Annotated in this window: 1 protein-coding gene; it reads left to right on the forward strand. The window is 62.5% G+C overall.

The window, feature by feature from the left end; genetic code table 11:
- Nucleotides 1-2,458 (forward strand): peroxidase family protein (locus PMI09_RS09920; RefSeq protein WP_007792069.1); only part of this gene is annotated, 2,458 nt, incomplete at both ends.

The following is a 2,458-nucleotide window of genomic DNA, read 5'->3' on the forward strand; positions in this document are numbered from 1 at the left end:
CACTCGACGACGGCCAACGGCATGACGACGATGTCGAACGGAACGCATTCGATCACCTTCGCCAGCACCGGCACCCCGACATTCGAGGCCGGCTCCGGCAGTGGCGGCAGTGGCGGCAGCAACGGTGGAAACGGCGACGGTGGCGATGGCGGCGCAGGCGGCAATGACGATCCGGGAGGCAACGGTGCCTTCCATCTGACGGCCAGTGACCTCACGGCACTGAAGAACCTCGTGAATGGTCTGCCGGGCGGCGAAGACAACGATGCCGTCGGCATCCGCGATCTCGAAGGTACGGGCAACAATCGCGCACATCCGAACTACGGATCCGCGGATCAACCCTTCATCCGTCTCACGGATGCGCATCTCGGGGACTACAACGACAGCACCCACAACCGCGATATCAACCCGCTCTTCAACGGGCTGGATCCGCGCGCGATCAGCAATGCACTCGGCGCTCAGGAGGCGAACCTGGCGACCAGTGCAGAGCATGCCAACAGCCTGTTCACTGCGTTCGGCCAGTACTTCGACCATGGTCTCGACTTCCTGCCGAAGGGCGGCAATGGCACGATCCAGATCGGCGCGCCGGGCGCCGGACATACGCCCGGTACCGACAATCCGGCGGATCTGACCCGCGGAACGGTCTCCGGCTTCGATGCCAATGGCGTGACGCAGCATCTCAACAAGACCTCGCCCTTTGCCGACCAGAACCAGGCTTACGGCTCCGATGAGCTCGTCGGTCAGTTCCTCAGGGAAGGCGACGGCCACGGCGGGTTCAGCGGTCGGCTCCTGGCCGGTGCGCCCGATCCGTCCAACCCGACCTTCAACCTGCTGCCCAACCTGCGTGAACTGATCATGCATCACTGGGCGAACAATACGGTGTTCACGGCATCCTCATTGCCGGGCGGCTCCGTCACCTTCCGCAGTTATTTCGCCGGTCTGGTCGATGCAAACGGTCACATCAACGAAGCGATGCTGCCGCAGATGACCTCCAACTTCATGGGCAGTGGCTTTGCGCTGCTGCTCGATACCAACCCGTTCATCAGCCTGCTCGATCACTATGTGGCCGGCGATGGCCGGGCCAACGAGAACATCGCCTTGACGGCGATCCACACCATCTGGGCCCGCAATCACAACTTCCATGTTGCCGGGCTCCTGGAGGCTGGTTTCACCGGCACCGCCGAGGAACTCTTCCAGGCCGCCAAGGTGATCAATGAAACGGAATACCAGCGCGTCGTTTACACCGAGTTCGCCGACAAGCTGCTCGGCGGCATGAAGGGAGACGGCGAGCATGGCTTCAACGATTACAACCCCGATGTCGATGCGCGCGTCTCGCACGAATTCGCGACGGCGGCTTATCGCTTCGGTCATTCGCTGATCGACCAGACCTTGACCGTGATGGATGCGCAAGGCCATCCGACGCAGGTTGCCCTGTTCGACGCGTTCCTCAACCCGACGAACGACGCCAGCGCCTTCCTCGGCCCATTGCCTGCCGGCTATGTGCCGCAGCCTGGCTATGAACAGCTGGGGATCAGCGGCATTCTGGCCGGTGGCGTCGTGCAGCCGGCGCAAGAGGTCGATGTCAATATTGTCGATGCGGTGCGCAACGATCTGGTGCGCAGCAGCGCCGATGTGTTTGCCTTCGACGTTGCCCGCGAATGGGATGTCGGTCTTGGCTCGATGAACCAGATCCGCGCGGATCTCTTGGCATCGACCGATCCCTATGTGCATGAGGCGGTCGGCTTTGCCGGTAACCTCACGCCCTACACCTCATGGGAGGACTTCCAGACCCGCAACGGCCTCTCGGACACCGTGATCAACCAGTTCCGCCAGGCCTATCCTGATCTCGTGCTGCAGCCAGGCGACATCGCGAAATTCAAGCAGATCAATCCTGACATCGATGTCGCGATCCAGCCGGACGGAACCGGCATCGTCAAGGGTATCGACCGTGTCGATCTGTTCGTTGGCGGTCTTGCCGAGAAGCATATCAATGGTGGCGTCGTCGGGCAGACCTTCTGGGTCATCCTGCACGAGCAACTGGACCGCATTCAGGAGGGCGATCGCCTCTACTACCTCGAGCGCGTGGAAAACCTCGACTTCTACGACATCGTCGAAGAGCAGGGCTTTGCCGCAATCATTGCCCGCAACACGGGGCTGACCAATCTGCCCGAAGATATCTTCGGAACGAACCAGGACAACCAGGGCGGAGGCGACGACGGCCAGAATCAGGGCGGCGGTGACGATGGCGGTAATGGTGGCCAGAACGGCGGCGGTGACGATGGCGGCAATGGCGGCCAGAACAACGGCGGCGATGACGATGGTCAAAATGGTGGCGGCGGCGATGGCGGCGGCGACGGCGACGACGACGGTGACAACAATGGCGGCGGCGACGACGACGGCCAGAACGGCGGCGGCGATGGCGGCGGCGACGACGATGGCCAAAATGGTGGCGGCGGCGATG

The sequence above is a fragment of the Rhizobium sp. CF122 genome (assembly GCF_000282035.1).
Classification (GTDB): Bacteria; Pseudomonadota; Alphaproteobacteria; order Rhizobiales; family Rhizobiaceae; genus Rhizobium.